The 26,696-nt window shown below is 69.7% G+C and carries 24 protein-coding genes and 2 pseudogenes; 11 read left to right on the forward strand and 15 right to left on the reverse strand.

The window, feature by feature from the left end; translation table 11 throughout:
• The first annotated feature begins 9 nt into the window (after window positions 1–9).
• The 6 genes from DBV35_RS16645 to DBV35_RS16670 are packed head-to-tail and all read left to right on the forward strand — an operon-like array spanning window position 10 to window position 6,699.
• Window positions 10–1,743: an ABC transporter permease subunit gene (locus tag DBV35_RS16645; RefSeq protein WP_157961805.1), complete on the forward strand. Its 1,734-nt coding sequence runs from the start codon at window positions 10–12 to the stop codon at window positions 1,741–1,743.
• Between the two features lie 6 nt (window positions 1,744–1,749).
• Entirely contained in the window at window positions 1,750–2,796 is a 1,047-nt protein-coding gene (locus tag DBV35_RS16650) for an ABC transporter ATP-binding protein (protein WP_108661429.1), read from the forward strand.
• Between the two features lie 38 nt (window positions 2,797–2,834).
• Entirely contained in the window at window positions 2,835–3,608 is a 774-nt protein-coding gene (locus DBV35_RS16655; protein ID WP_108661430.1) for an SDR family NAD(P)-dependent oxidoreductase, read from the forward strand.
• Window positions 3,605–4,564: an acetamidase/formamidase family protein gene (locus DBV35_RS16660; protein WP_108661431.1), complete on the forward strand. Its 960-nt coding sequence runs from the start codon at window positions 3,605–3,607 to the stop codon at window positions 4,562–4,564. Before DBV35_RS16655 ends, DBV35_RS16660 begins: the two co-directional genes overlap by 4 nt.
• A 3-nt stretch (window positions 4,565–4,567) precedes the next feature.
• Window positions 4,568–5,512, forward strand: a complete 945-nt coding sequence (locus DBV35_RS16665) for an NAD-dependent epimerase/dehydratase family protein (protein WP_108661432.1) — start codon at window positions 4,568–4,570, stop codon at window positions 5,510–5,512.
• Complete coding sequence (locus DBV35_RS16670) at window positions 5,512–6,699, forward strand: M24 family metallopeptidase (protein ID WP_157961806.1); 1,188 nt, start codon at window positions 5,512–5,514, stop codon at window positions 6,697–6,699. Before DBV35_RS16665 ends, DBV35_RS16670 begins: the two co-directional genes overlap by 1 nt.
• Here DBV35_RS16670 and DBV35_RS31400 read toward each other — a convergent pair.
• The 4 genes and pseudogenes from DBV35_RS31400 to DBV35_RS16685 all read right to left on the reverse strand — a co-directional run bounded on the left by DBV35_RS31400 (window position 6,686) and on the right by DBV35_RS16685 (window position 8,530).
• Window positions 6,686–7,054: a cupin domain-containing protein gene (locus DBV35_RS31400; RefSeq protein ID WP_342752387.1), complete on the reverse strand. Its 369-nt coding sequence runs from the start codon at window positions 7,052–7,054 to the stop codon at window positions 6,686–6,688. The two genes, DBV35_RS16670 and DBV35_RS31400, sit on opposite strands and share 14 nt — an antisense overlap.
• Window positions 7,055–7,066: 12 nt before the next feature.
• Window positions 7,067–7,183 (reverse strand): annotated as a pseudogene (locus DBV35_RS31295) (helix-turn-helix domain-containing protein); the annotation flags it as partial.
• 55 nt (window positions 7,184–7,238) lie between these two features.
• Entirely contained in the window at window positions 7,239–7,931 is a 693-nt protein-coding gene (locus DBV35_RS16680) for a type 1 glutamine amidotransferase (RefSeq protein ID WP_108661435.1), read from the reverse strand.
• Window positions 7,928–8,530, reverse strand: a complete 603-nt coding sequence (locus tag DBV35_RS16685; RefSeq protein ID WP_108661436.1) for a nitrilase-related carbon-nitrogen hydrolase — start codon at window positions 8,528–8,530, stop codon at window positions 7,928–7,930. Before DBV35_RS16685 ends, DBV35_RS16680 begins: the two co-directional genes overlap by 4 nt.
• Window positions 8,531–8,532: 2 nt before the next feature.
• Here DBV35_RS16685 and DBV35_RS16690 point away from each other — a divergent pair.
• Window positions 8,533–9,033 (forward strand): annotated as a pseudogene (locus DBV35_RS16690) (cysteine hydrolase family protein); the annotation flags it as partial.
• 11 nt (window positions 9,034–9,044) lie between these two features.
• On the opposite strand, the gene DBV35_RS16695 reads toward DBV35_RS16690, so the two are convergent.
• The gene (locus DBV35_RS16695; protein ID WP_108661438.1) at window positions 9,045–9,359 is read right to left on the reverse strand and encodes a DUF1272 domain-containing protein; all 315 of its coding nucleotides are present in this window, start codon (window positions 9,357–9,359) and stop codon (window positions 9,045–9,047) included.
• Between the two features lie 68 nt (window positions 9,360–9,427).
• Between DBV35_RS16695 and DBV35_RS16700 the strand changes: the two genes are divergently transcribed.
• A complete protein-coding gene (locus DBV35_RS16700) occupies window positions 9,428–10,411 on the forward strand; it encodes a GlxA family transcriptional regulator (RefSeq protein WP_108661439.1) in 984 nt (327 codons plus the stop codon).
• Between the two features lie 79 nt (window positions 10,412–10,490).
• On the forward strand, window positions 10,491–13,763 hold the full coding sequence (locus DBV35_RS16705) for an adenylate/guanylate cyclase domain-containing protein (protein ID WP_170134961.1): 3,273 nt from the start codon (window positions 10,491–10,493) through the stop codon (window positions 13,761–13,763).
• Window positions 13,764–13,772: 9 nt separating this feature from the next.
• On the opposite strand, the gene DBV35_RS16710 is transcribed toward DBV35_RS16705, so the two are convergent.
• From DBV35_RS16710 to DBV35_RS16730, 5 genes are all read right to left on the reverse strand, one after another.
• Window positions 13,773–14,735, reverse strand: coding sequence for a hypothetical protein (locus DBV35_RS16710; RefSeq protein ID WP_108661441.1), 963 nt, complete (start codon window positions 14,733–14,735; stop codon window positions 13,773–13,775).
• Between the two features lie 171 nt (window positions 14,736–14,906).
• Complete coding sequence (locus tag DBV35_RS16715; protein ID WP_108661442.1) at window positions 14,907–16,070, reverse strand: mandelate racemase/muconate lactonizing enzyme family protein; 1,164 nt, start codon at window positions 16,068–16,070, stop codon at window positions 14,907–14,909.
• Between the two features lie 118 nt (window positions 16,071–16,188).
• On the reverse strand, window positions 16,189–17,085 hold the full coding sequence (locus DBV35_RS16720; RefSeq protein ID WP_108661443.1) for a LysR family transcriptional regulator: 897 nt from the start codon (window positions 17,083–17,085) through the stop codon (window positions 16,189–16,191).
• A gap of 215 nt (window positions 17,086–17,300) precedes the next feature.
• Complete coding sequence (locus DBV35_RS16725) at window positions 17,301–18,182, reverse strand: alpha/beta fold hydrolase (RefSeq protein WP_108661444.1); 882 nt, start codon at window positions 18,180–18,182, stop codon at window positions 17,301–17,303.
• A gap of 47 nt (window positions 18,183–18,229) precedes the next feature.
• Window positions 18,230–18,892, reverse strand: a complete 663-nt coding sequence (locus tag DBV35_RS16730) for a pyridoxamine 5'-phosphate oxidase family protein (protein WP_108661445.1) — start codon at window positions 18,890–18,892, stop codon at window positions 18,230–18,232.
• Window positions 18,893–19,046: 154 nt separating this feature from the next.
• Here DBV35_RS16730 and DBV35_RS16735 point away from each other — a divergent pair, with 154 nt between their 5' ends.
• Together DBV35_RS16735 and DBV35_RS16740 are read left to right on the forward strand one after the other, a co-directional pair.
• The gene (locus tag DBV35_RS16735; RefSeq protein WP_108661446.1) at window positions 19,047–19,931 is read left to right on the forward strand and encodes a LysR family transcriptional regulator; all 885 of its coding nucleotides are present in this window, start codon (window positions 19,047–19,049) and stop codon (window positions 19,929–19,931) included.
• Window positions 19,932–20,132: 201 nt separating this feature from the next.
• The gene (locus DBV35_RS16740) at window positions 20,133–20,459 is read left to right on the forward strand and encodes a DUF4870 family protein (protein WP_108661447.1); all 327 of its coding nucleotides are present in this window, start codon (window positions 20,133–20,135) and stop codon (window positions 20,457–20,459) included.
• 60 nt (window positions 20,460–20,519) lie between these two features.
• Here DBV35_RS16740 and DBV35_RS16745 read toward each other — a convergent pair whose 3' ends face one another.
• From DBV35_RS16745 to DBV35_RS16765, 5 genes are all read right to left on the reverse strand, one after another.
• A complete protein-coding gene (locus DBV35_RS16745) occupies window positions 20,520–21,533 on the reverse strand; it encodes an ABC transporter permease (protein WP_108661448.1) in 1,014 nt (337 codons plus the stop codon).
• Entirely contained in the window at window positions 21,530–23,065 is a 1,536-nt protein-coding gene (locus DBV35_RS16750; RefSeq protein WP_108661449.1) for a sugar ABC transporter ATP-binding protein, read from the reverse strand. The genes DBV35_RS16745 and DBV35_RS16750 overlap by 4 nt, the downstream gene beginning before the upstream one ends.
• Window positions 23,066–23,067: 2 nt before the next feature.
• Window positions 23,068–24,105, reverse strand: a complete 1,038-nt coding sequence (locus tag DBV35_RS16755) for a sugar ABC transporter substrate-binding protein (RefSeq protein WP_205648712.1) — start codon at window positions 24,103–24,105, stop codon at window positions 23,068–23,070.
• An 883-nt stretch (window positions 24,106–24,988) separates the two neighbouring features.
• The gene (locus tag DBV35_RS16760) at window positions 24,989–25,900 is read right to left on the reverse strand and encodes a hypothetical protein (protein ID WP_342752375.1); all 912 of its coding nucleotides are present in this window, start codon (window positions 25,898–25,900) and stop codon (window positions 24,989–24,991) included.
• A 13-nt stretch (window positions 25,901–25,913) separates the two neighbouring features.
• A complete protein-coding gene (locus tag DBV35_RS16765) occupies window positions 25,914–26,654 on the reverse strand; it encodes a HupE/UreJ family protein (protein WP_108661450.1) in 741 nt (246 codons plus the stop codon).
• Between the last annotated feature and the right edge of the window lie 42 nt (window positions 26,655–26,696).

Here is a 26,696-nt window from a genome sequence, read left to right on the forward strand (position 1 = left end):
CGTTCGATCGTGACCTTGTCCGCCCAGGGTGCGAGGAGATTTCTGCCGCTGCTGATCCCGGCCGCGGCCTTCCTCCTCGCCTTCTACCTGATCCCGCTCGCGCGGTTCATGGTGATCAGCGTGACCGAGCCCTCCGCGGGTCTCGGCAACTACATCGCCGTGCTCGGCAGCGGGCTCTACTGGGCGGTCATCGTCAACACGTTCGAGATCGCGTTCACGGTCGCGATCCTGTGCCTCCTCCTCGCCTATCCGGTCGCGCTCCTCATCGCGCGGCTCTCGGGCGGGGCGCGCACGGCGGCGCTCATCTGCGTCGTCGTGCCCTTCTTCACCAGCGATCTGGTGCGCAACTACGCCTGGATCTTCCTCCTCGGCAACCGCGGCGTGATCAACACGATCCTCATCTCGACGGGGATCATCGACAGCCCGCTGCGCCTCATCTTCAACCGCTTCGCCGTCGTCGTCGCGATGACGCACATCCTGATGCCCTACGTGGTGCTCCTGCTCCTCAACGGCATCGGCGCACTGGACCGCCGCCTCACCCCGGCCGCGGCGAGCCTCGGCGCGGGCGCGTTCGGCACATTCCGCCGCGTGATCCTGCCGATGACGCGCGAGAGCGCCGTCGGCGGCTTCGTCCTCGTCTTCGTCATCGGGCTCGCCTTCTTCGTGACCCCGGCAATGCTCGGCGGACCGAGCGAGACGATGATCGCCAACACCATCGCGAGCGAGATGGGGTTCCTGCGCTGGGGCTTCGCCGCGTCCCTGTCGGCGGTGATGCTTGTCGCGACCTTCGCGACGCTCGGCCTCGTCTACGCGCTCGGCGGCGGGCTCGGCGCGGTGACGCCCGAGCTCGCCCGGTCGGGCAAGGGCCGGCGGCGCACCCGCATCCCGTCCTTCTCGCGCACCTTCATCCTCATCGACCGCGTGCTCGATCCTGTCTTCGACACGCTCGTCGCCGTCATCGGCATCGCCCTCCTCGCCTTCCTCATCCTGCCGGTGGTCGCGGTGATCCCGCTGTCGCTGAGCCCTAAACCCTATTTCGAGTTTCCGCCCTCCGGCATCTCGTTTCAGTGGTTCGAGCAATATGTGACCTCGCCGCGCTGGTACCGCGCGACGCTGAACAGCCTGATGGTCGGAGCGGGGGTCGCGGCGCTCGCACTCGCGATCGGACTGCCGGCCGCCTTCGCGATCGCCCGCAGCCGCTCCCGCATCGCCGGCGCGCTCTACGTCGTGGCGCTCTCTCCGCTCGTCGTGCCCTCCATCATCATCGCCGTGTCCGTGTTCGTCACGATGACCTCGATCGGGCTCAACCGGTCGCTGCTGGGGGTCGGGCTCGGGCAGACCATCTCGGCGCTGCCGCCGGCCCTCATCGTCCTCGTCGCGGCGCTGAAGGGGTTCGACTGGACCCTCACCCGCGCCGGCCAGAGCCTCGGCGCCTCGCCCTTCATGGCCGTCGTCAAGATCGCCCTTCCCATCATCGGGGCGGCGATCGGCACGGCCGCACTCCTCGCCTTCCTCCAGTCCTTCAACGACCTCCTCGTCGCGCTCTTCGTGAGCGGGCTGCGCACCGAGACGCTGCCGAAGCGCATGTGGGAGAGCCTTGAGGAGGTGAACCCCACCATCGCCGCCGTCTCGGCCCTTCTGGTGCTCGCGACCGCGATCGTCCTTGCCACGCTTCAGATCGTCCGCCGGGGGCGCCGCAAGGCCGCCCCCGTGCCCGACGCGCTGACGCCAGAACGCGCCTGAGTTCCGATGACCGATCCCGCCCTTCGCCTTACCGCGATCGAAAAGACCTTCGGTCAGACCCGCGCCGTCGCCGGCGTCGACCTCGAGATCGCCGACGGCGAGTTCTTCACCCTCCTCGGCTCGTCGGGGTCGGGCAAGAGCACGCTCCTGTCCATCATCGCCGGCTTCGAGATGCCGACCACCGGCACCGTCGAGATCGCCGGGCGGGACGTGACGCGCGTGCCCGCCCATCGCCGCGGCATCGGCATGGTGTTCCAGAACTACGCGCTCTTCCCGCACCTCAGCGTGCGCGACAACATCGCCTTCGGCCTGCGCACGATGCGCTGGCGCGAGAGCGAGGTGGAGGCGCGCGTCGCCGAGCTCCTGGCGCTCGCCCACCTCGAACCGATGGCGGCGCGCACGCCAAGCGAACTGTCCGGCGGCCAGCAGCAGCGCGTCGCGCTGGTGCGCGCGCTCGCCTCGCGCCCGCCCCTCCTCCTCCTCGACGAACCGCTCGGCGCGCTCGACAAGCGACTGCGCGAGCACATGATGACCGAGTTCCGCCGCATCCACCGCGCGCTCGGCACCACGATGATCTACGTGACGCACGACCAGCAGGAAGCGCTCGTGATGTCGGACCGCGTCGCGGTGATGCACGACGGTCGCCTCCTGCGCATCGCCACCCCGGCCGACCTCTACAACGACCCGCGCACCGCCTTCGTGGCGGGCTTCATCGGTGAATCGAACCTCGTCACCGGCACCGTCGCGGACGGCGGCGTGCTGACGGGGCCGGGGGACCTCCGCATCCCCATCGCGGGCGCGGCGGGTCCGGTGTCTCTCTCCGTGCGGCCCGAGCGCATCGTGCTCGGCGACGTGCCGGCCGACTGGCCGTCGGGCTCCGGCCGCGTCATCGAGATGGTCTTTCTCGGCGACCGCGTCCGCTCCGTCCTCGCCTGCGGCGAGACCGAATTCACCGTTCAGACCCAGAACATGCGGGGCGCGACTCTGCCGCGCGAGGGCGACCATGTCCGCTTCGGCTGGCACCCCGACGACACCGTGCTCCTCTCCGCCTGAACCCCATCTTTCCCTTCAGACCTGACAAAGACGCGACAATGAACCTCGAACTCGGCGGCAAGGCCGCTCTCGTCACCGGCGCGACGCGCGGCATCGGCAACGCGATCGCCCGAACCCTCCTCGCCGAAGGCGCCTCCGTCGCCCTCAACGGGCGCAGCGCGCAGAGCGTCGAGGCGGCGATCGCCGCGCTCGGCGATGCCGCCGCCGCCGCGATCCCCGTCGTCAGCGACGTCGCGACGCCGGAAGGCGCCGTCGCCGCGGTCGAGGCCTGCGTCGCGGGCTTCGGCAGCATCGACTGCCTCGTCGCCAATGTCGGCGGCTCCTCGGGCGACTGGCTCACCCAGTCCACCTCCGACGACTGGTCCGCCACCTTCCGGATCAACCTCTTCCACGCGGTCGACACGATCCGCGCCGCGGTGCCTCACTTCAAGGCGCGCGGCGGCGGCAGCGTCGTCATCATCGCCTCGATCTCGGGTTGGAAGACCGGCTCGCGCGCGCAGTACGCGACCGCCAAGGCCGCCGAGATCCAGCTCGCCCAGTCGCTCGGCGCCGAGCTCGCCCCCGACAATATCCGCGTCAACACCGTGAGCCCCGGCTCGGTCCTCTACGAGGGCGGCGGCTGGGAGCGCACCGCGAGGACGCGGCCGGACGACATGGCCCGCTTCATCGCCGACGAGTTCCCTGGCGGCCGCCTCGGCACCGCGGAAGAGATCGCGGACGTCGTCGCCTTCCTCCTGTCGCCGCGCGCGAGCTGGGTCAACGCCGCCCACATCCCCGTCGACGGCGCCCAGGGCCGCCCGACCATCCGATGAGCGAAGCCATCGCGCCCCTGCGCCTCACCCCCAGCGCGGAGACGGTGCATTGGGGCTATTTCGATGCCCGGATCGCGCCGTGCGCGCGCATCCGCTCGGGCGAGCGGATCGTCATCGAGACGGTGTCGGGCGCGCGGGACAACCTCCCGCCCGCCCCCTTCACCGTGTCGGAGGCGCACCGCAACGTGCTCGCCGAATGCCGCCAGCTTCTCCCCGGTCACATCTGCACCGGCCCCGTCTACGTGGAGGGGGCGAAGCCGGGGGGCGTGCTGGAGGTGACGATCGAAGCCATCGAGATGGCGGCGGACTGGGCCTTCACCACCACCGTGCCGCTGACCGGCGTTCTGCCGGATCTCGTCCCGGAGAAGACGCTCCACCACTCGGCGATCGACGCCGCGCGCGGCGTCGCGCGTCTGCCTTGGGGGACCGAAGTGCCGCTCGCCCCCTTCTTCGGCGTCATGGCCGTCGCACCGCCGACCGGATGGGGCCGCATCAGCACGCTCCCGCCGCGCCAGAATGGCGGTAACATCGACAACAAGATGCTGGTCGCCGGCACGACGCTCTACCTCCCCGTCTTCCAGGACGGCGCGCTCTTCTCCGCCGGGGATGGGCACGGCGCGCAGGGTGACGGTGAGGTGTGCGAGACGGCGCTCGAGACCGCGCTGAAGGGCACCTTCCGCCTCACCGCGCGCAACGACATGACGCTCGCCTGGCCCGCCGCCGAGACCGCCGATTGCGTGATCACGATGGCCTTCCACGCCGACCTCGACCGCGCCGTCGAGATCGCCGTCGGCGACATGGTCGCACGCCTGCGGGCGGCGGCCGGGCTCTCCGCGAGCGAAGCCTACGCGCTCGCCTCGCTCACGGCGGACGTGCGGGTGACGCAGGCCGTGAACGGCAATCGCGGCGCCCACGTCGTCCTCGACAAGCGCTATCTCGCGCCGGTGGGAGCCTAGGCGATGCATCTCGTCACCGGCGGTTGCGGCGAGGTCGGCTCCCATGTCGCCGCGTTGCTCCTCGCGCGCGGAGAGAGGGTCGCACTCTTCGACCGCCGGGACGATCGCGCGACGCTCGCGCGCCTCGCGGGTGCGGATGCGGCCGAGAGTGTCACGATGGTGACGAGCGATCTCGCCGACACCGCCGCCTTCCGCGAAATCGTCGCTCGTCTTGCACCGCGCACCATCGTCCACCTCGCATCGCTGATGCCGCCAGTGGTGGAGGAGGACGCCGCGGTCGCGCTCCACCAGGTGACGGGCGCGATGGTGGGCGTGCTGGAGGCCGCGCGTCACGCGCGGACGGCCCGCCTCGTCTTCGCGAGCGCGACCAGCGTCTTCGGCCGGCCCGAGCGGCATGGCGGGCCGGACGTCGCGGTCGCCGACGACGCCCCCCACTATCCGGAATCGCTCTACGGGATCACCAAGTCGGCGAACGAGCGCCTCGCCCGCCTCTATCGCGAGCGGCATGGGCTCGATGTCATCGGCCTGCGTTTCTGCCAGGGCTACGGTCCTGGCAAGCAGCGCGGCCGCCCCTTCGGCTCGCGCATGTTCCACGACGCGCTCGCCGGCAGGGCGACATCCATCCCCTACGCCGACGACATCGTGAACTTCCAATATACCGGCGACATCGCGGACGCGGTGGTGCGGGCCATGGACGCCCCCTATCGCGGCGTCGACGTTTACAACACCACTGGAATCGTCGTGACGATGCGCGAGGCGATGGCGCTTCTGGCGCGCCTCGCCCCCGCCTCCGGCTTCGCGCCGAACTTCGAGCCCGGAACGGCCGGCATCGTCTGGCGCTATGATGCGCGGGCGGCGGCGCGCGATCTCGACCTCCCGCCGCCGACCCCGATCGAGGACGGCTTCGCAAAGACGCTCGCAATGATCGAGGCGTGGGCGGACCGCTGATGCAGATCCCGGAGTCCGGCCCCTTCGGCGCGAGCGCGGCCGAATATGTCCGGCGGCGCGCGGCGGCGCTCGCCCTTCTCGCGGCGCAAGATTGCGACATCCTCGTCGCCTTCGCCCCGGCGACGATCTTCTACCTCACCGCCTATCGCGTGCCGGAGAGCGAGCGACCCTTCGCGCTCATCCTCGACCGAGACGGCCGCACGACGCTCTTCGTCCCCCTCCTGAAGGCGGAAGATGCACGCACCGCCGGGACCGACGAGGTGGTGCACTACGCCGAGTATCCGGGCGACACGCACCCGATCGTCCTCCTCGGCAGGCTCCTCGGCGCGGCCGGCACGCACATCCTCGCCGACGCGCCCACCCACCAGAACCAGCACGGGATGTCCTGCCCGGCGCTCGCCGATGTGTGCCCCCGCCCCGTCCGCGTCGCGCGGGACGCGGTGGAGGACCTTCGCAAGGTGAAGTCGGCCGAGGAGATCGCCCTGATCGCGCACGCCGCCCGCTGGGCGATGGCCGCGCAGGACTCCCTCACCCTCTCCGCGCGGGCGGGCTGCACCGAGAGCGCCGTCGCGGGCGAGGCGACGGGCCGCGTGGTCCGTGCGCTGCGCGAGGCGGCGGACGGGCGCACGGTGACGCGCCCCCTCACGGTCAGCGCCTCCTTCGGCGGGCAGATCGGCCCGCGCGGGACGGCCGACCACGTGGTCGAGGCGCTCGACCCGATGATCGGTCCCGGCGACATGCTGATCACCCGCGCGACGGCGATGATCGGCGGCTACTATGCCGATGTGGAGCGCACGATGGTGGCGGGCGCGGCGAGCGCCGCGGTGCGCGACCTCTTCGCGCGCGGGCTCGAGGTGCAGGATGCCGCGCTCGCGATGGTCGGCCCCGGCGTCGCCGTCGCCGAGATCGAGGCGAAGGTGCTTCAGCTTTATGCCCGCCTCGGCCTCACCGGCGCGTGGCGCCACCACACCGGCCACTCGGTCGGCGTCCTGACGCGCGAGCGGCCCTTCATCGATCTCGGCGATCCGACGGTGCTGGAGCCCGGCATGGTGGTCACGGTGGAGCCCGGCATCTACCGGCCGGGCGTCGGCGGCTTCCGCCACTCTGACTGCCTCGTCGTCACCACCACCGGCGCCGACAACCTCACCCCGAGTCCGCGCGATCTCGCGAGCCTCACCGTCGGCTGAGAGGCAGGATGTCCGTCGGTTCCTCTCCCCCGCGCACGAATGCATGGCGCATCGTGCTGTCGAGATAACAGCTCTCGCCCTCATGGAGGGTGAGCGGGGCGTAGTGCTCGGTGTGGAAGACGAGCGTGCCCTTCAGGACGTAGAAGAACTCCGCCCCATCGTGCCGGCTCCACTCCTCTGGCGGCGGCGGCTCGACAACGTGGATCGTCATCTCCAGCGGCACCACGACCTCTTGCTTGAGGGCGCCGGAGTGGACCTCGTCGTCATCGTGGGCGGTCTTGTAGACCTCGCCCTCGCCGGGGGCGGTGGAGATCAGCCGCGCGGTCGGGACCGTCTGCGCCGGTCCCTCCATCATCTCCACGAAGTTCACCTGGAGCGGGCGCGCGAGGCTCAGGATCGTCTCGAAGCTCGGGCTCGACCGGCCTTTCTCCACCTTGGAGATCGTCGCGATCGAGACGCCGCTGCGCTGGCTCAGCTCCTCGAGCGTCCCTCCTTGGCCTTGCGGCGCCGGCGGATCTCGCGGCGGCTCGCCGCCCGCTTCATCCGCGTCTTGTTGTTTCGCCGCCGAGCGTCCGCTTCAACATGTCCGCAACGAGCGCCCGGGTCCGTTCGCTGGCGCGCTCCACCTCCTCGACCGCGGCTGGAAGGAAGGTGGCGGGGTCGAACTCCAGCGGGTGGCCGCTATGAATGGCCTCGTCGACCCAGCTCGCGATGATCCGTTCATCGACTTCCGGGTGAAATTGCACCCCCACCGCGCGCCCGATCTGGAATGCCTGCGACAGTTCCCCATCCGATGCGAGCGTCGTCGCTCCGGGCGGAACGTCGAAATGGTCGCCGTGCCAGCGGAACCAGGGGCCGCGCCACACGCCGTCGATCGCGGCATCGTTGGCGTGCCAGCCGCGGATCGTGCCGCCCGGCATCGGCCGCACCGCGCTGCCGAGCGCGCTCGCGATCAGCTGCCCGCCGAAGCAGATGCCGAGCAAGGGCGCGTCCTCTTCCAGGAGCGTGCGCGTGAATTCGAGCTGCTGCACGATCCAGGGATGCTGGGTCTCATAGACCCCGCGCGCCGAGCCGAGGATCACGACGAGGTCGTACCCGTCCCGGCTCGCCCCATCGAGCGCGGCCGTCCGCCCGTCGACGACATCGATGGCGAAGGCATGGTCGTCCTCCAGGATCTTCTGGAAGGCGCCGAGGCCTGAGTTCGTGGCGTTCTGAACGACGAGCGCCTTCATGAGAGCGCCCACGGGGCGGGGTGGACGGGCGCATCGCGACGGCGCGACAGGGCGAGGCCGAAGAGGTCCGTGCGCAGCGAATGGCCGGACACGTCGAAGCTCTGCCGCTCCCCGGCGATGAGGGACGGGTCGACCGTCGCCGCGATGATCGTCTCCACGTCGGGCGGGGCTTCGGCGACAGGGAATCCCGTCGGCGCCGCGATCTTCGACCTACCGGAGCAGAAGGTCGTCTCCCTGCTCGCCGCAATCTCGGCCTTCAGGGGAAAGTCGTCGGGCTCGTCGTCGAGCGACAGGGGGCCCATGGCGCTGATCGAGTGGACGCGTTCCTCCCGCGCGATGAATTCCGGCGCGCCCATCGCGACACTAGGGTTGCCGGGCCAGGCGGCGACGTGAACGTCCTCCCCGCCGGCATAGAGGGCGAAGCGGGCGAGCGGCATCCAGTTCTCCCAGCACAACAGGCCGCCGACGCGCAGCCCTCCCATCTCGTGCACGAGAAGCCCCGCCCCGTCACCGGGTGCCCGGCACAACCGCTCATCATAGGTGGGGATGAGCTTGCGGTGGATGGCGACGAGCCGCTTCTCGGCGTCGATTACAAGCATCGCGGATCCAGTCCGCCGTCACGACCAACATCGCGCGGCTCGCCGCCGCCTTCCGGGACCGCGGGATGGCCGTCCTCGATGCCCGCATCGCCTCCCAGCTCGAGGATGGGCGGGACCGGTCGCTCAGCCAGACGAAGCCCGGCTGGATCAACCTCCTCCTGCCGCGAAACGCCTACGCCGTGCCGATCATCGACGAGCTGGCGCCCAAGGCGGACGAGATCGTGGTGACGAAGACCACCGACAGCGCGCTGACGGGCACCAGTCTGCGCCTCATCCTCCACAACATCGGGATCCGGACCGTGGTCTGTACCGGCATCTTCACCGACCAGTGCGTGAGCTCCACCGTGCGCAGCCTCGCGGACGAAAGCTTCGAGGTGATCGTGGTGGAGGACGCCAGCGCCGCCGCCTCCGACGACCTCCACGCCCGAGAGCTCGAAATCATCAACATGATCGACTGTCACGTGATGTCGACGCGCGAGGCCGTATCCTACCTCCCGGCCTGAGCGCGGGCGGCCTACCGCTCCTCCGGCCGCAGCCCCCTGATCCGTGCCACGTGCGCGGCGATGTCGTCGCGGCTGAAGCGGGTGTGCCGGCGGGTGTCGCTCGCAGGGTCGAACGCGAGCCCCAGCCGGCGCTCCGGCCGCCAGGATCGGCGCGGGCGGATCGGGCGCCGCTCGAAGCCGCCCCCGCAGGTCGGGCACACATTGTGGAGGATGTGCGCCACGCAGTCGGCGCAGTAGGTGCACTCGTAGGTGCAGATCCGCGCCTCGCCGGAGTCGGGCGGCAGGTCGCGGTCGCACAGTTCGCAATTGGGTCGCAGCTCCAGCATTCGGGCCTCCATCGGTGCCGTTGGCGGCTCCGTTGCTGACACACGCGGCCTTTGGCATAAATGACAATATGCCCTCTTTTTCAGCCAGACGGTCCGGCCCGCTCGATATCGCCCTCGTCCTCTTCGCGAGGACGAAGATGATCGACGCGGTCGGGCCGCTGCAGGTCTTCAACGACGCGCGGCTTGCCACCGGCGAGCGGGCCTACAGGGTGACCCTCGTCTCCGAGACCGGCGGCCCGGTCGAGACCGACACGGGCGTCGCGCTCGACACGCGCCCCTTTGCGCGAGGGAAGGCTCCCGACACCGTCCTCCTCTCCGGCGGCGACAGCGCGCTCGCGGCCGCCACCGCCCCCGCCCTCCAGGCCTATTTGGCGCGCGTCGCGGGGCGCTGCCGGCGGCTCGGCTCGGTCTGCCTCGGCGCCTTCATCCTCGCCGAGGGCGGCCATCTCGACGGGCTCCGGGCGACGACGCACTGGGAGAATTGCGCCGACCTCCAGCGCCGCTATCCGCGCATCGACGTGCGCGCCGATTCCATCTTCGAGGCGGATCGCGGGGTCTGGACCTCGGCCGGCGTCACCGCCGGCATCGACATGGCGCTCGCGATGGTGGAGGAGGACATCGGCCGCGCGGAAGCGCTGCGCCTTGCCCAATCGCTCGTCCTCTATGTCCGCCGCAGCGGCGGGCAGCGCCAGTTCAGCGCCGCCCTCCAGCGGCAGACGCTGAGCAAGGGGGCTGCGTTCGACGGGCTCGTCGCGACGATCCTGGAGGATCTGTCCGCCGACCTCTCCGTCCCGCGCCTCGCCGAGATGGCGAACATGAGCGAAAGAAATTTCTCCCGCCGGTTCACCGAGATCATGGGTTTGAGCCCGGCGCGCTATGTTGAAACGCTGCGTGTCGACGCCGCGTGCGACGCGCTCCAAGACGGCGAAACGAAGCTCGCCGAACTTCCGCGCCACTTCGGCTTCGGCAGCGCCGAACGCATGCGCCGCGCCTTCCAGAGAACAAAGGGGATCGCCCCGTCCGACTATCGCGAACGATTCTGCCGGGCCTAGACCCTTTTTTGTCTTTAGACGTGCGCGAAACTGGCATTATCTTGTTGGTGATTGGAAGAAATTCCAGCGGAGATGTCGTGTGGATGTGGCTGTCTGGTTGTCCGGGCTCGGGCTCGGCCAATATGCCGACGCCTTCGAGGCGGCCGGCGTCGACGGCGAGGTGCTGCCGGACCTGACCGCCGACGACCTGCGGGAAATCGGCGTCGTCGCCGTTGGCCACCGGCGCAAGATCCTCTCGGCCCTCGCCCGCCTCAACGGCCACGCCGAGGCCGCGCCGCCCGCCCCCTCGCCCGCCCCCACCGTGGAGCCCGGCGGCGACCAGCGCCACGTCGCGATCCTCTTTGCCGACCTCGTCGGCTACACGCGCCTCACCTCGAACCTCGGCGGCGAGGCGACCCACGCGCTCCTCCACGCTTTCTTCTCCGAGGTCGACGCGCTGATCGAGCGCGAGGGCGGGCGGGTCGACAAGCACATCGGCGACTGCGTGATGGGCGTCTTCGGCGCGCCCGTCGCGCACGGCAACGACGCGGAGCGGGCGGTGCGCGCCGCGCTCGCGATCGTCGCCGCGATGCCGGCCCTCTCCACGCGGATCGGGCGCGAGCTCGCGGTCCATGTCGGCGTCACGACCGGGGTCGTCGTCGCGAGCCGGGTCGGCTCGGGCGTCGCGGCCGAATATGCGGTGACGGGCGACTCGGTGAACCTCGCCGCCCGCCTTGCGGACGCGGCGCGCGCCGGTGAGATCCTCGCCTCGAACGGCCTCCACGACCTCCTCGAGGACCGCCTGATCGGCGAGGACACGGGCCTCCTGCCGGTCAAGGGCTTCGCCGAGCCCGTGCGGGCCTGGCGCGTGCGCGGCCTCTCCCAGCGCCACGCGCCGGCCGGGCCGATGGTCGGCCGCCGGGCGGAGCTGCGCCAGTTCGGCTCCATCCTGACGAGCTGCCTCTCCGATCGCACCGGCCACGCCATCCTCCTGCGCGGGGAGGCGGGCGTCGGCAAGACGCGCCTCGGCGAGGAGTTCGAGCGGCTCGCGCGCGAGGCTGGCTGCCGCGTCCACCGCGGGCTCGTACTCGATTTCGGCGCGGAAGCGGGGCGCGACGCGCTCCGCGCGGTCATGCGCGACATTCTGGGCGTTCCGGCCGCCGCCGAGCCCGGCGCGCTCGCCGCCGCCGCAACCCGTGCGCTCGCCGAGGGCCGCGTCGCGCACGACCTCGCCCCGCACCTCAACGAGCTCCTCGGCGCGCCGCAACCCGAGGCCGAGGCCGCGCTCTACGAGGCGATGGACGACACGCGACGCGCCGAGGGGCTCGGCGAGACCATCGCGGCCGTCCTCGCGCACGCAACGTCGGAGGCCCCGCGCCTCCTCCTCATCGAGGATCTCCACTGGGCGCGGCCGCGCCTCCTGCGCGCCCTCGCCCAGCTCACCGCCGCGATCGCGAACATTCCCGCGATGGTCGTCCTCACGACGCGGCTTGAGGGCGACCCGATCGACCGGACCTGGCGCGCGGCGACGGCCGGCACGCCCCTCGTCACCATGGATCTCGGCACGCTGCGGCCCGAGGAGGCGCGCGCGCTGTGCGCCGGCCAGATCAGCGAGGAAGGGCTGATCGAGGGGCTGATCGCCCGCTCCGGCGGCAACCCGCTCTTCCTGCAGCAGCTCCTGCGCCACTCCGTCCAGTCCGACAATGGCAGCGTCCCGGCGACGATCCAGAGCCTCGTCCAGGCGAGCGTCGACCGCCTGCGCCCGCAGGACCGGCGCCTCGTCCAGGCCGCCTCCGTGATCGGCCAGCGGATCGACCGCCGCCTCCTCACCCACCTCGTGCCCGGCGAGGACGGCCGCGTTTCCGCGCTGGTGGAGAGCAACCTCCTGCGCGAGCAGGCGGACGAGCTTCTCTTCGTCCACGCCCTCATCCGCGACGCGATCTACGGCTCGCTCCTCGGCGGCGCGCGGCGCGAGCTCCACGGGCGGGCGGCGGAATATTTCGCCGGGCGCGACCTGAGGCTCCACGCCGAGCACCTCTCCCTCGCCGCCGCGCCGACCGCCCCCGCCGCCTTCCGCGCCGCCGCCGAGGAGGAGGTCGCCCGCTACCACTACGACATCGCGCTCAGCCTCATCGAGCGCGGCCTCGCCGACGCGGCCAATGACGGGGACCGCCTCGCCCTCCTCCTTCTCGAAGGCGACACGCGCCATCATGCCGGGCAAATGGAGCCCGCCGCCCGCGCCTTCGCCGCCGCGCTCGACCTTGCCGACACGCCCGAGACGCGGTGCCGGGCGCTGATCGGCCTCGCCTCGGTGAAGCGCGTGACCGAAGATCTCGACGGTGCGCTCGCCGATCTCGACCTTGCCGAGACGGAGGCGCGGCGCGCCGGGCTCCTGGCCGAGAACGCGCGCCTCCATTCGTTGCGCGGCAACCTCCTCTTTCCGCGCGGCGACATCGCCGGCTGCCACCGCGCGCACGAGGCCGCGCTCGCCTTCGCCCGCGAGGCCGGCCGGCCCGACCTCGAGGCCGCCGCCCTCGGCGGGCTCGGCGACGCGGAGTACATGCGCGGCCGCATGGCGGCGAGCCGCGCCGCCCTCGAGGCCTGCGTGCGCATCGCCCACGCGCGCGGGCTCGGCCGCGTCGAGGTCGCCAACGCTGCGCAGATCGTCCACGCGATGATGTATGACGGGAGCCTCGACGAGGCGCTGGTGCAGACGCGCGAGGCGCTGGCGGCGGCGACGCGCGTCGGCCACCTGCGGGCCGAGATCAACGCCCGCGCCGGGGTGGTCAAGATCGAGGCGGCGCGGGCGAACCACGAGGCGGCGCTCGACGCCGTCGAGGGCCTCGACGCCGCGATCGCCCGCCTCGGCGCCGGCCGTTTCCGGCAGGTCTCGCAGTACGCGACGGGCATGGCGCTCGGCGCGCTCGGGCGGCCGGAGGAGGCGGTGCGCCTGCTGGAGGCGGCCCTTGCGGAGAGCGAGCGCGGCGGCTTCGCCTTCCATGGCCCGTGCCTCCTCAGCGCCCTCGCCCGGCAGGTCGACGACCCGGCGCGCGCCCGCGCCCTCATCGAGCGCGCGGCGCAGGCCTGCACGGAGGATTGTGTCGGCCACAACCAGTTCATCGTGTACGCGGACGGGATCGACGTCGCGGCAAGGCTCCGCGACGCCGCCCTCCTCGCCCGCTTCACCGCCCTCGCCGATTCCTATCCCGCCGACGAGCGCCTCGCCTGGAGCGTCTTCCAGGCCGAGCGCGGCCGCGCCCTCCTCCTCGAAATGGAGGGCGACGCGGCGGCACCCGCCGCTCTCGCCGCCGTGAATGCCGAAGCCAGGCGCCTCGCCCTCCACGCCTGGCGCACCTCGCTCGGCGCGATCTGAGCGCAGCCGTCAGGACGAGCGGCCGAGCTTCAGCGCCAGGAGGATGATGAGGACGTAGGGCCAGATCTTGAGCGCCAGCGCGCCAACGAAGGTGGAGCGCGCCCGGTCGGCGGCGGCCGCCGCGTTGGCGTAGTCCGTCTCCCGCGCCGCGAGTTCCTTCTCCGCCGCGCCGAACGCGTCGCTGAGCGTGGCGCGATCGGCCGCGATCGCCGCGTCGTCGCGTCGGTCGGTGAGGTCGGCGACGGCCTCGGCCGGGGACACGGAGAGGCCGCCGAGCGTCAGGCTACGCTCCGTGAGCGCGCTGAACCGCGCTGTCTCCCGTTCGATCGTCGCGAAATCGAGCGATTGCGCCATCATGGCCTCCCGCTCCGCGGCAAGGGTGTCCATGGCGGCCGTGCAGGCATTCTCGGCGGCGATCCGGTCCCCGACCGCGCGGAGGCTGTCCCGCTCCGGGGGGTTGAGATCGATCTGGAAGCCGGACGCCTCGGCGCAGGCGCGCGCGCCGAGGTCGGTAAGCTGGACCGCGGCGAACGCCTCGGCGCGCTTCAGCTCATCCAGAAACCCGTCCCGGTCGAGATAGATCGCCGAGAGGATCTGCTTGCGCCGCGCGACCGCCTCGTCGAACGCCGCAAGGCGCGCCCCCGTCTCATCGACGGCCTCGCGCGCGGGGGCAAGGCTCTCCAGCGCCTCGATCTTCGCCCGCTCGGGCGCCTGATGGGTGAAGAGCAGGACGACGCCGACCATCGCCACGCTGTAGTAGACGATATCGACGAGGTCCTTCTGGAACCAGCGTTGCGGCCGGCCGATGCCGAACGCGAACAGCCAGCTCAGGACGGCGACGATGAGGACTGCCATCGTCCCGCTGCCGAGAACGCTTTCCACGAGGAAGGCGCCGACGCCGACCGCGGCCGCGAATGCGGCGCAGCGCAGAAGACCGCTCACATGTGAGCGGTCGATGATCCGAGCCGCCATGGCCCTCTCCCGTTCCGCCCACGGCCGGACCTATGGAAAGGTCTCCGCCTGATCTTCGCCAAACCCAATATCGGGCAAGATCAGACAGACATGACATCTTTGCGCGCCTGCGAATTTGCGCTCGCGCAAGCGCCGCGCCGGCTCTGACGCGATCGTGAGCGGGCCGTCCGCCTATTCGGCGAGCGCGCGCATCTCCTTGATAAGGTCCGACTTGCCCTCGAAGCCGATGCCCGGAATGTCCGGCATCGTGATGTGCCCGCTCTCGACGCGCACGCCGTCCGGGAAGCCGCCATAGGGCTGGAAGAGGTCCGGATAGCTCTCGTTGCCGCCGAGCCCCAGCCCTGCCGCGATGTTCAGCGACATCTGGTGCCCGCCATGCGGGACGCAGCGCGAGGGGGACCAGCCGAACTGGTGCATCACGTCGAGCGTGCGCAGATATTCGACGAGGCCGTAGGCGAGCGCGCAGTCGAACTGCAGCCAGTCGCGGTCCGGCCGCATCCCGCCATAGCGCAGGAGGTTGCGCGCGTCCTGGTGGGAGAAGAGGTTCTCGCCCGTCGCCATCGGTGCGTCGTAGAATTCGGACATCGCGGCCTGGAGCGCATAGTCGAGCGGGTCGCCGATCTCCTCGTACCAGAAGAGCGGATAATCGCGCAGCATCTTGGCGTAGGCGATGCCGGTCTCGAGGTCGAAGCGGCCGTTGGCGTCGACGGCGAGCCGAGCCTCGGAGCCGATCTCGGAGAGCACGGCCTCGATCCGCCGGCGGTCCTCGTCGAGCGGGGCGCCGCCGATCTTCATCTTGACGACGTTGTAGCCGCGATCGAGGTAGCTGCGCATCTCGGCCCGGAGCGCGCTGTCGTCCTTGCCCGGGTAGTAGTATCCGCCGGCGGCATAGACGAAGACCTTCGGATCGGCCTCGCGCCCCTTCATCTCGGCGAGCAGGCGGAAGAGCGGCTTGCCCGCAATCTTCGCCACCGCGTCCCACACCGCCATGTCGATGGTGCCGACCGCGACCGAGCGCTCGCCGTGCCCGCCCGGCTTCTCGTTGGTCATCATCGTCGCCCAGATACGGTGGGGGTCGAGGTTCGTCCCCTCGTCGTTCATGAGGCTCGCGGGGTCCGCCTCCAGGATGCGGCCGCGGAAGCGCTCGCGGATGAGGCCGCCCTGGCCGTAGCGGCCGTTGGAGTTGAAGCCGTACCCGACGACGCGGCGCCCGTCGCGCTCGACGTCCGTCACCACCGCGACGAGGCTCGTGGTCATGCGGCTGAAGTCGATATAGGCGTTGCGGATCGGTGAGGCGATCGGCTTCGTCACCTCGCAGATGTCGACGATGCGCATGTCAGTCACTCCTGGCGCCGTGGGGGCGCGGGGTCGGTGGGATGCTCTCTCGCTACAGGAGAACCACCCCCGCGCGCCAATGCCGACTGGGAAGTGATCCATGCAAATTCGGCATGGATCAAACGTCCGCCGGCGCGACCTTCTCCCAGAACCGCTCCGCATGGGCCGAGAGGCGCGAGCGCGGCCGGTAGACGACGATCTCGACCGGGACGTCGAACTCCGCCCCGCCCGCGCGCACGAGGCGCCCCGCCGCGCAATCCCCCTCCGCGAGCGAGAGGGGAAGCCAGGCGACCCCCTGCCCTTCCTTGGCGAGCTCGAGGTTCGTCGCGGCAAGGAGCGAGCTCATGTTCGGGACGATCTCGGGCCGGCCGTGCGCGCTCCAGTGCGCCTCGAGGATGCGGCTGAGGCCCGACGCGCCGCCATAGGCGATGGCGGGCACGGCCTCGCCCGGCGCAAGGCGCCAGCGCGGCGCCCCCGACGCGTCCGGCGCGACGAGCGGGACGAGCCGGTCATGGCCGACGACGCGGTGGTGGAACTGGCGCTCCGGCAGGCCGCCGGGCGCGGCGGGGCTCGCGTGGCAGACGAAGAAGGTGACGTCGCCGCGCAGCATCAGCTCTTCGCACCGCTCCTTGCTGTCGGAGACCATGTTGAGGGTGCCGATGCCGGCCGGCCCCGCGACGCGCATCAGCCAGTTCGGCACAAACGAGAAGGAGAGCGCGTGGGTGGCGGCGAGGCTCAAGGTGGTCGCGGCATGCCCCGCGGCGTCGAGCGCCTCGCGCCGCGCCTCGCCCATGAGGCGTACGAGGGCGACGGCGCGCGGCAGAAAGGCGGCGCCCGCCGGCGTCAGCGCGACCGAGCGGCTGGTGCGGTGGAAGAGCGGCGTGCCGATCGCCTCCTCGAGGCTGCGGATGCGGCGGCTGAAGGCGGGCTGCGTCGTGTTGCGCGAGTCGGCCGCGCGGGAGAAGTTCAGCGCCTTTGCAAGCGCGATGAAGTCTTCCAGCAAGGCCAGCTCCACGCCCCACCCCCGGTCTCACCCGGCCTCCCCGACCGAAGGCCTTCCCGATTAAGCGTCTGGCGCGGCGGCGTGCAACCGGTGCGGCCCGGCGGTGGGCGAACGGTCCCGCCGTGCGCGCCCACCGCCACACCGCTCAAGGTCGCGGCGACGGGGAGCGCGCGTCGTGTTGAAACGTTTCAATCCGTCACCGGATGCCCGCAGCCGGGGCGATCGGGTCAGGCGGGCCCAAGGACGCGGCCCAGAAAGGCGCGCATGTATGCGGCGATCTCGGCCGCGTGCGTTTCGAGCGCGAAGTGGCCGGTGTCGAGGAGGTGGATCTCCGCCTCCGGCACGTCGCGGGCGAAGGCCTTTGCCCCCTCCGGGCCGAAGAACGGATCGCCCTTGCCCCAGACGGCGAGGACGGGCGGGCGGTGCTCACGCAGGTAGGCCTGCCATTCGGGGTAGAGGGCGACGTTGGACTTGTAGTCGCCGATGAGGTCGAGCTGGATCTCGGCGCCTTCGGGGCGGTCGAGGATCGCCTGGTCGTGGGCGATCCCGTCCGGGCCGACACGGTCGCGCACCGCGTCCGGGACGCCGGCCGTGTATTGCCAGAGCGTGACGTCGCGGGTCTGCAACATGCGCAGCGCCTCGCGGTTCTCCGGCGTCGGGTTTGCCCAATAGGTGCGCACCGGACCCCACGCGTCGAGAAGCCCCTCCTCGTAGGCGTTGCCGTTCTGGCTGATGATCGCGCTCACGCGCTCGGGGTGGAGGCCTGCAAGGCGCATCCCCGTCGGCGCGCCGTAGTCGAACACGTAGAGCGCGTAGCGGGTGAGGCCGAGCGCTTCGGTAAAGCCCTCCATCGCCTTGGCGAGGTTCGCGAAATTGTAGTCGTAGGTCCCGCGCGGCGGCGCCTTGGTGGAGCCGAAGCCGGGCAGATCCGGCGCGATCACGCGGTAGGTGTCGGCAAGGCGCCAGATGAGGTCGCGGAACATGTGTCCCGACGAGGGATAGCCGTGGAGGAGCAGGAGGACCGGCCCGTCCGCCGGCCCCGCCTCGCGGTAGAAGATGTCGAGTGCGCCGACCTTTTGCGTGGCGTAGCGCGTGGTGATGGCGTTCATGGCAGTCTCTCCGATGGGATGGGGGGATGTGAGCGGCGCGCCGCGGGTCAGTCGTCGCCCGCCCCGGCGCAGCCCTCTTTCAGCCAGATCTTTTCGTTGAGGACCGCGAGCTCGCGCTCGAGCGCCGCGATCTTCTCGTCCCGCGCGGTGAGCGCGCGGGCGACGTCCTCCGCGTCGAAGCGCTGGGGGATGTGCTGCTGGCAGTTCACGTCCCAGGCGGTGACGCTGAAGATGAAGGCGCGCTCGACGCGGGCGCGATACGTGCCGTCCGCGATCTCGGGCGGCGTCAGGCGGGCGATGAGATCGGGGTCGTCCTCGACGACGGAGAGCGTGCCCCAGATTTTGATGCGCTGGCGGTGGAGATAGTCGATCAGGAAGAGCTGGGCCTTCGGGTTCTCGGCCGCGTTCCCCATCGAAATATATTGGCGGTTCCCGGCGAGGTCCGCGAAGCCGATCGTCCTGTCGTCGAGCACCTTGAGGAAGCCGGCCGGGCCGCCGCGATGCTGGATGTAGGGCTGGCCGTCGGCGCTCGCGGTCGCGAGGAACGCGCTCCGGGTCGCGGCGAGGAAGGCGCCGAGACGATCGTCGATCGTGCGGCTCCACCCGTCCCGCGCCTCCATCGCCGCATAGGCTTTGCGGGAGCCCTTCGCCGTCTGCACCGCCTTCACGGACGGGCTGAACGCGACATCGCTCGCGGGACTGATGGCCATGATGGGAGCCTCCTTCCGGGGATCGGAACGACCGGCGCTGGCCGGTGGCCGACAGATGGCTCCATCGAATGACGAACGGAATGATCGCGTTCTGCCATTCACTCTTTCACTGAGTGACGGTAATCTCCACGCCAGTCGGCGCTTGGGGGATCGGATGGACAGGCTTCGCGCCATGGAGATCTTCGTCGCGGTGGCGGACGGGGGCAGCCTCGCGAGCGCCGCGCGCGCGACGGGGATGAGCGCGCCGGCCGTCACGCGCGCGGTGAACGCGCTCGAGGGACGGCTCGGCGTGCGCCTCTTCACCCGCACGACGCGATCGCTGCGCCTCACCGACGCCGGCACGCTCTATCTCGCCCGCTGCCGGGACGTGCTTGCCGCGATCGTCGCGGCCGAGGAGGAAGCGCTCGGCAGCCACGGCCAGCCCTCCGGCCGGCTCCGCATCACGGCCCCGACCCGGTTCGGCCAGCTCCACGTCGTCCCGGTGCTGACGGGTTTCCTCGACACCTACCCCGATGTCTCGGTCGACGCCGTCTTCCTCGACCGCGTCACCAACCTCGTCGAGGAGGGCTTCGACGTCGCGATCCGGATCGGCCCGATCCCCGATTCGCGCCTCTACGCAACGCGGGTGGGGGCGGTCCGCCGCATCGTGTGCGCCGCACCGGACTATCTGGCCCGCCACGGCCGGCCGGAAGCCATCGCCGACCTCGCCCGCCACCAGATCGTCACCGCGAGCCCCATGAATGCCGCGAACGAATGGGTCTTCGGGAAGGAGACGGTGGCCTTCACCCCGCGCCTGCGCGTCAGCACGATCGACGCCGCGATCGCCGCCGCCCGGCTCGGCTGGGGCCTCACGCGCGTCCTCTCCTACCAGATCGTCGACGACCTCGCCTCCGGCGCGCTCGTGACCGTCCTCGACCACGCGACGCCGCCCGAACTCCCCGTCTACATCCTGCGCGCCGAAGGCCGCGAGGCCTCCGCCAAGGTGCGCACGTTCGTGGACCATGCGCGCGTGGCGCTGGGTAAGGTGCTGGCTGGATGAAGCCGGGGCCGCGTCAATCCGCTCGCGGGGCGGTCATCGACCGTGTTGCCCCCCGCGATCGGCGCGCTGGAGCATCCTGCGCTCAGACGAGCGCAGAGAAGATGCTCTATCTCATTGATCGCGAGCACGTTTTTCCCGCTCAAGTGATTCCACTTGAGTGGGACGTGCTCTAGGGTCCACGGGGCGAGAAGGAGACAGGCCGTGAGCGCGACACAAGGCACAAGCATCGACACCCGCATCAAGATCGTGTGGGGGTTCTACCTCATCACCGCGCTCTTCCAGTTCCCGGCGGTGATCGGCGTCATCCTCGCCTATCTGTGGCGCGACCGGCGCTCGACCGACCCGATGCAGTCCCACTTCGACGGGGCGATCCGCGTCTTTTGGTGGTTCGCGCTGATGTGGGTGATCGGCGTCATCCTCGCGATCATCTATATCGGCCTCGCGATCCTGTTCGTCGCGGGCGTCTATCTCGGCATCATGGGCGCGATCGGGCTCGTGCGGATCTTCGACAACAAGCCCTGGATCTGACGCCCTCCACGGCACCGACCTCGGCGGAGATCGCGGGCGCAGCCAGCGCCCGCGATTGTCCTATCGCTGCACCGTCAGCCGCTGGGCGTAGACGTTGATGATCAGCGCCGCGAGCAGGATGAGGCCGCGGATCAGGATCTTCAGGAACGAGTCGATGTCGATATGGTCGAGCCCGTTGTTGAGGACGCCGAGCACCAGGAGACCGATGATCGTGTAGGGGATGCCCCCGCGCCCGCCGAAGAGGCTCGTGCCGCCGAGGACGACCGCCGCGATCGCGTCGAGGAGATAGGTGTCGAACTCGTTCTGCTGGGCCGAGCCGAAATAGGCGACGCCGAGCATCCCGGCGATGCCGGAGCAGAACGCGCAGATCACCATCACCGCGCCGAGGATCAGGCGCACGTTCACGCCCGAATATTCCGCCGCCTCGCGGTTGCCGCCCACCATGTACACGTACCGGCCGAACCGCGTGTAGGTGAGGATGATGTGCGCGACCGCGAGGAAGACGAGCGCGACGATCACGATCCAGGGGATCCCCCAGATGTAACCGGCGCCGAGCTCGCGCACGAGGTCGGGCACCTGGTAGGCGATCTGGCCGCGCACCAGGAGGGCCGAGATACCCGCCGCGATCTGCATCATCGCAAGCGTGATGATGAAGGACGGAATCCCGATCACCGTGAGGCCGATGGCGTTGAGGAGGCCGAGCCCGCACGCCGTCAGGATCGCGAGGATGATCGCGAAGAGGCCCGGCAGCGGGATGTTCGCGATGTTCACGTACGCTTCCTGCGTCGTGAAGAAGGCCACCACGATGCCGGCCGCGTTCGCCACCGCGGCGAAGGAGAGGTCGATCTCACCGCACAGGAGGACGAAGGTCAGCCCCGTCGCCATGATCGCGGTGATCGAGATCTGGCGCAGGATGTTCCATGCGTTGTCGGTGGTCGAGAAGGACGGGCTCAGCACCGCGAACATCACGACGAGGAAGAAGAGCGTCGCGAGCGGCGCGATCTCGCGCATCCTGCTGACGAAAAAGCCGCGCACGCCCGAGGAGCGCCGGGCCGTCAGATCGCCTGTGCTCATGCTGCGGCCAACAGATCGTCTTTGGCGGCCTTGCGGTCGCAGAACTCGTCCACGATGCGGCCCTTCCGCATGACGATCACCCGCGTCGCGAGCGAGAGCACGGTCTCCGGCTCGGTCGACATCACGACGACGGCGACCCCCTTGGCGCTCAACCCCTTGACGATCCTCACCACGTCCTCCTTCGCGCCGACGTCCATTCCTCGCGTCGGTTCGCACAAGATCAAAATGCGCGGCAGCCGGGTCATCCACCGGCCGAGCGCCACCTTCTGCTGGTTGCCGCCGGACAGGGTGCGCAGCCGCGCGAGCTCGTTGGCCGGCCGCACGCCGAGCGTCGCGACGTGCCCGCGCGCGATCTCCCGCTCGCGATCGGGCCGGAGCCAGATCCGGTCGAGCATGTCGAGCACGCTGATCGACATGTTCGTGAAGACCGGCTGGTCGGCGAACAGCATCTGCGCGCGGCTCTCCGGCACGAAGGCGAGCCCCTTCGACTTGGCGCTCGCAGTCGACCCGAAGCGGCAGGGCGCGCCGTCGACGGCGATGCGCCCCGTGTCGGGGGCGATCTTGCCGAAGAGGGCGCGGGCGAGCTCGAGCTGGCCGCACCCCATGAAGCCGTAGACGCCGAGCACCTCACCGGGTGCGACGGAGAAGGTCACGTCCGAGAAGGCCGAGCCGCTGGAGAGATTCTCCACCGCGAGCACGGGGCCGGCGGTCGGCCGCGGCGCCATCGTGACGGCGCCGGTGTACATGGCTTCGAGCGCACCATGGTCGGCGCCGATCATCTTCTGGATGATCCAGCCCTTGTCGATCGCGGCCGCGTGCTCGGTCGCGACCCGCTCCCCGTTGCGCATGACCGTCACCCGGTCCGCGACCTGGAGGACATCCTCCAGGAAGTGGGAGATGAAGACGAAGCTGCGCCCCTCCTCCCCCTTCAGCTTGCCGAGCACATCGAAGAGGCGGGCGATCTCGGGCGGAGAGAGCGCCGAGGTCGGCTCGTCGAGGATGATGACCTTCGCGTCCGAGAAGAGGACGCGGGCGAGCTCCACCAGCTGCTGAAGCCCGACCGGCAGGTCGCCGAGGCGCTGGCGCGGATCGATCTCGAGGCCCAGGCGCTTGAGGAGGCGGCCCGCCTCCTCGACCATGGCGCGCCAGTCGACGAGGCCGAAGCGCGTGACCGGCTGCGCGCCGAGAAAGACATTCTCGGCGACGGTGAGGTCACGCGCGACGCTGAGCTCCTGGTGGACCATCCCCACCCCCGCATCGCGCGCGTCGCGGGCGGAGCGGAACACCTTCTTCTCGCCGCGCACGAAGATCTCCCCCTCGTCCGCGGTGTGGACGCCGGCGATGATCTTCATCAGCGTGGACTTGCCCGCGCCGTTCTCGCCGACGAGCGCATGGATCTCGCCGGCACGGAGGGTGAAGTCGACATTCGACAGCGCGCGCACGCCGCCGAAGCTCTTCGAGATGCCTGCGAGCTCGAGAACGGGATCGGCCGCTGCAGACTGCGCCGGCCGATCGGATTGTGCCTCGATCATCCTCAGATCAGGAAGTGATTCTGCATCCAGAGCATGCCGGGCGCGTTCGCCTTGGTGACGACGGGACCGTCGGTGATCACGTGCTTCGGGATCCCCTCGCCAGTCGCCTCGCCGGTGAGGACCGCCGCGACGCCGGCGACGATCGCACCCCCATGGATGCGGCAGGAGGGGTTGCGGACCGTCGCGTGCATGCGACCGTCGATGACGGCTTCCACCGCGGGGGGCATCGCGTCGACGCCGCCGACGATGATGTCGTCGCGGCCGCGCGCCTTCATGATGTTCTGCGCGGCGAGCGCCATGTCGTCATTGTGGAAGAAGGCGCCCTTGATCTTGTCGCCATACTTGGTGAGCAGGCTGTCCCAGATGCGCGTCGCCTTGGTGACGTCCCAGTCGGCCGGCTGCTCGTCGAGCACCTCGATGTCCGGCATCGCGTCGACGACGCTGTGGAAGCCGCGGGCACGGCCCTGTGCGCCGGTGTGGCCGAGGGCGCCCTGGGTCATGACGATGCCGCCCGAGCCGCCCATCGCGTCCACGATCGCGCGCGTCACGGAGGCGCCCATGAACTCGTTGTCCGGGGCGAGGAAGGAGTGGACGTCGATCTGCTCCAGCGGGGCGATCAGCGTGTCCATGTCGATGACGGGGATGCCCTTGTCGATCATCCGCTTCACCGGATCGGTGAGCGTGCCGATGCCGAAGGCCTGGATCGCGACGAAATCCCAGTCCTGGGTCGACATGGTGTCGACGGCGCTGCGCTGCTTCGGGGCGGCGAGTTCGCCGTCGAACCAGGTCACGTCGACATTGTAGAGCTTGCCCCAGGCTTCGGCGGCGGCCTTGCCCTGGGCGCACCAGGTGGCCTGCAGGCCGGCATTGGAGAAGGCGGCCTTCAGCGGCTTCTCGGAGCGGCCCATTTCCTGGGCCATCGCCATCATGGTGCGCGGGTCACCGCCAAGCCCGGCGAGAGCGCCACCGGCGGCGCCGGCCGTGAGGCTCGCGTTGCGCAGGAAACGGCGGCGATTGATATTATTGTCCTTGGTTGTCACGCGTTGTCCTTCCCGTGTCGTTGTTATGGTCACGAAGTCAGCCGCGAATTCACCGCAGCATGCCTCATGAATTTGGCGTCCGGCCGAAGATTCGGCCGCCGCAGCGCCCACTATGATCTTTGTTGTATCGCGCTCGCAAGTGGGGAATGGGGAACCGCGTTCGCTGGGATATGGGCATGGCGAAGCGCCTCGCCGGCCGCCCGAAAGCGCACTGGCGCATTTCGTGGAAGGACTTTGGTTTGCGGAGTGCCGATGAGCAAAGAAGCATCTGCGGTCGGGACATGCAAAGTCACGCCGAGCGTGTCCGCTCGACCTCCGGGAGGCATTCGGCGGGAAGAAGCAAGTCTGGCGCGCACCCATCGAACGGTTGTCCATCCGCCGCACCAAGCTGCGCGAGCTCACCTCTCCGGGCACCGATCATCCCCGTCCACCACGATCTTCTGAACCTGGGATTTGAAGCGTTCGTGGCCGCAAGATCCGGCCAGCGACAAGTGTTCGGCGATCTGAAGCCCGATTCCCGAGGACCCTGGGGACGAAGGTTTCCGACGACTTCCTCGACCACCTCCGAGCGCTAGGCATTCACAGCAGGGACGGATCGAGGAAGCTCGCCACTCTACAGCTTCCGATACACTTTCACGGATGCGATGCTCTCGCGGAAGGTGGAGATGATGGACGCCCTCGACCACGGGTTGGCTTCGCAAAGCTGGAAACATCAAGTCAGGCGGTGCGCCGCTGAATCTTCTCGTCGGGTCGATCCCTCTGGACCCATCCTTCCTCCAACGGCCTTCGGCATTTACCACCGTTTGGCGACCTCAGCGATGGCTGAACGGGCGCAATCGTTGCGGCGAGCCGCGCATTGCCAGCGCGACTCGCCTCCGTCGAGTCAGGGCAGCTTCATCGAAGCGTACTGACCGCGCGTGCGCAGTGTCATCGTGACCGGCTCGCTCGTTCGATTGCGCCAGAACCAGCCGTGATTGCCGCGAAAGGCGGCCACCAGTTCGCCAGACTGTGACGGCTCGCCGCGACCACGCTCATACGTGATGTTCTGACCGCCTCCGTCACCGTGGGTGTCATAGTTGAGGACGCCGCCATTCGCGGTCCATTCGAACTCCGCCCTCGCGCCTTCGTCCATGACGAGCTTCACCTCGATCCCTTCAGTCGGGGCGAGAGTGTAGCTGACCTCGTCGCGCCAGGCCGATGGGAGGCTTTGTTCGGTTGCCACCGGAGGTGCCGGTGCCGCGACAGGGAGAGGCGCTGCGGTGACCGCCACGGCCTCTTCCTCTGGCGCCGGCGTGCCAACCTGAGGAACGTCGAGGTCCGCCCGTGTCCAGACCCCAGCGTTGTTTGCGATCGCGGAGACCTGCGCCTCGATCGCGTCGAGCCGGTCCAGGATTTGTGGGCCGGGCGACGCTGTCGCCGCGGTTTCCGCGGCCGCCTCGGCATACAGCTGCTGCTTGATCTCGCCCATGGTCGTGAGCCCGGTGATGCTGCCGACGCCCGTCGGATCGATCCCGTACTCCGCGGGAAGGTAGAAGCCGACGATGATGACCGTCGCACCGGCCATGGCCAGAAGGGTCGACTTCAAAAGGCCGCCAGGCGTTGCCTCGACGCCCTTGATATGACCGGCGCCGGCTTGCGGACGTCGCCGACGGGCCTCCGCAATTTCCTCATTCCAGTCTGAATCATATTGCGGCTCTCGGCGAGGCTCGGCGCCCACCGGTCGTCGTCCGGAGCGAGTGCGCTGGGGCCGGTCATCGGTGCGGAGACCGGGGCCACGGATATCGCTGTTGCGCATGGTTGTCTCCCGGTCAGGCCGCAACGGGGGCGAGAAAATAGTTCGAGATCTGGAAGCCGATCAGGCCGAATCCCAACATCATCAGAATGACGTTTGCGGCATAGGCCTGCCGCGCGAAGGACGGCGACACGCGCCATCGGCTCATGACGATGAGGATCGCGGACAGCGCGAGCAGTTGCCCGATCTCGACACCGAAACTGAACGCGATGAGGTTGGCGAGGAGCCCGTCGTCCGAGATGCCGTAGTCGAGGATCTTCGCCGCCAGGCCGAAGCCATGCAGAAAGCCGAAAATCAGCGTGGCGGCCTTGGTCGACGGCTCAAAACCGAACCACAGCGGAAAAGCGCCGAGATTGTCGAGCGCCTTGTACACCACCGAGAGGCCGATGATCGCATCGATGATGTAGCCGTTGATGCTGATGTCGAACCAGACGCCGGCAAGCATCGTGGTCGAATGGCCGATGGCGAACAATGAGACGTAGGTCGAGATCTGTTTGAAGCCGTAGAGAAAGAAGATCACGCCAAAGAGAAAGAGGATGTGATCGTACCCGGTGACCATGTGCTTGGCACCGAGGTACAGGAACGGGAGAATGTGAACTCCTGAGATCTCCTGAATATAGCCTTTGTCGCCGAGCGTGACACCGTGCGCGGTCGCGGCGTCGGCCCACAGGACCGTCAGGAACGCGAGGACGAGAAGGAGGAACGCGCGTCCGTGCGGCGCACCCCATCCCCGCCGCGCGAGCGGAAGGTTGAGCATGTTGAATCCTTGTGACTGAACGGAACAGGTCGTGCCCCTTTG

Source organism: Acuticoccus kandeliae (genome assembly GCF_003073115.1).

Bases quoted from the DNA above. Each gene is read 5' to 3' on its own strand.
- DBV35_RS16650 (WP_108661429.1), top strand. From the start codon at position 1,750: ATGACCGATCCCGCCCTTCGCCTTACCGCGATCGAAAAGACCTTCGGT.
- DBV35_RS16655 (WP_108661430.1), top strand. From the start codon at position 2,835: ATGAACCTCGAACTCGGCGGCAAGGCCGCTCTCGTCACCGGCGCGACG.
- DBV35_RS16660 (WP_108661431.1), top strand. From the start codon at position 3,605: ATGAGCGAAGCCATCGCGCCCCTGCGCCTCACCCCCAGCGCGGAGACG.
- DBV35_RS16665 (WP_108661432.1), top strand. From the start codon at position 4,568: ATGCATCTCGTCACCGGCGGTTGCGGCGAGGTCGGCTCCCATGTCGCC.
- DBV35_RS16670 (WP_157961806.1), top strand. From the start codon at position 5,512: ATGCAGATCCCGGAGTCCGGCCCCTTCGGCGCGAGCGCGGCCGAATAT.
- DBV35_RS31400 (WP_342752387.1), bottom strand. From the start codon at position 7,054: ATGATGGAGGGACCGGCGCAGACGGTCCCGACCGCGCGGCTGATCTCC.
- DBV35_RS16680 (WP_108661435.1), bottom strand. From the start codon at position 7,931: ATGAAGGCGCTCGTCGTTCAGAACGCCACGAACTCAGGCCTCGGCGCC.
- DBV35_RS16685 (WP_108661436.1), bottom strand. From the start codon at position 8,530: ATGCTTGTAATCGACGCCGAGAAGCGGCTCGTCGCCATCCACCGCAAG.
- DBV35_RS16695 (WP_108661438.1), bottom strand. From the start codon at position 9,359: ATGCTGGAGCTGCGACCCAATTGCGAACTGTGCGACCGCGACCTGCCG.
- DBV35_RS16700 (WP_108661439.1), top strand. From the start codon at position 9,428: ATGCCCTCTTTTTCAGCCAGACGGTCCGGCCCGCTCGATATCGCCCTC.
- DBV35_RS16710 (WP_108661441.1), bottom strand. From the start codon at position 14,735: ATGGCGGCTCGGATCATCGACCGCTCACATGTGAGCGGTCTTCTGCGC.
- DBV35_RS16715 (WP_108661442.1), bottom strand. From the start codon at position 16,070: ATGCGCATCGTCGACATCTGCGAGGTGACGAAGCCGATCGCCTCACCG.
- DBV35_RS16725 (WP_108661444.1), bottom strand. From the start codon at position 18,182: ATGAACGCCATCACCACGCGCTACGCCACGCAAAAGGTCGGCGCACTC.
- DBV35_RS16730 (WP_108661445.1), bottom strand. From the start codon at position 18,892: ATGGCCATCAGTCCCGCGAGCGATGTCGCGTTCAGCCCGTCCGTGAAG.
- DBV35_RS16735 (WP_108661446.1), top strand. From the start codon at position 19,047: ATGGACAGGCTTCGCGCCATGGAGATCTTCGTCGCGGTGGCGGACGGG.
- DBV35_RS16745 (WP_108661448.1), bottom strand. From the start codon at position 21,533: ATGAGCACAGGCGATCTGACGGCCCGGCGCTCCTCGGGCGTGCGCGGC.
- DBV35_RS16750 (WP_108661449.1), bottom strand. From the start codon at position 23,065: ATGATCGAGGCACAATCCGATCGGCCGGCGCAGTCTGCAGCGGCCGAT.
- DBV35_RS16760 (WP_342752375.1), bottom strand. From the start codon at position 25,900: ATGCGCAACAGCGATATCCGTGGCCCCGGTCTCCGCACCGATGACCGG.
- DBV35_RS16765 (WP_108661450.1), bottom strand. From the start codon at position 26,654: ATGCTCAACCTTCCGCTCGCGCGGCGGGGATGGGGTGCGCCGCACGGA.